The organism is Kingella sp. SNUBH-2017, from assembly GCF_028680565.1.
Taxonomy (GTDB): domain Bacteria; phylum Pseudomonadota; class Gammaproteobacteria; order Burkholderiales; family Neisseriaceae; genus Kingella_D; species Kingella_D pumchi.
This window is the reverse complement of sequence record NZ_JAPHVK010000036.1, coordinates 1-591: the sequence shown is the minus strand read 5'-3', so window position 1 is coordinate 591 and position 591 is coordinate 1. Positions and strand designations below refer to the sequence as shown.

The following is a 591-nucleotide window of genomic DNA, read 5'->3' as shown; positions in this document are numbered from 1 at the left end:
CTTTACTAAAACCAAATATTGACCCAAGCATTGTTTTATCCATATGCCGATGCTCACCAACGAATGCTCGTAAATTGGCATCTATCAAACTGGGATGCTCAGTAATAACAAAAATGCAGATACCTTTGTGCGTATGAAAGGAAAGCTCATTAATACATTCCGGACTATCTCCATATTTACGAAAAGGAAAAATACGCTGTGCCTTTCCTATAACAAAGACTGCGCCGTTGGGCGCCCATTTGTGCCAAGTCATCATGCTTTCGCCTTCGGGTATCTCCATCGTCGGAATTTTCAAGTCCGGGATGCCGTCAACGAAGAGCGGGCGGTTTTTGAGATCGTCGCGCGTCATTAATTCGTGGACGAGCAGGTTTGTTTTGCCGGAGCCGGGCAGGCCTGTGATTAGGCTGATCATGTTTTACCCCTTATGTTTGATTTTTCGCCGGCGGTTTGCCGACGAATTTTGTTGCTACTTTTTCTTGAAAGATGTACCAAGTTTGGACACGGACGAGAGCGCAAGGGCGAACGATGTTGCGCCGAATATCCAGTTCAGGGCTTCACCGCCGCCGGCGATGTAGAAAATCTGGATGGCTT

The 591-nt window shown here is 47.0% G+C and carries 1 protein-coding gene; it reads right to left on the bottom strand.

Annotated elements, in window-relative coordinates; genetic code table 11:
* Positions 1 to 412, bottom strand: a 412-nt coding sequence (locus OP500_RS11235) for a zonular occludens toxin domain-containing protein (protein WP_274071003.1), incomplete at its 3' end; no start/stop codon positions are given.
* Between the last annotated feature and the right edge of the window lie 179 nt (positions 413 to 591).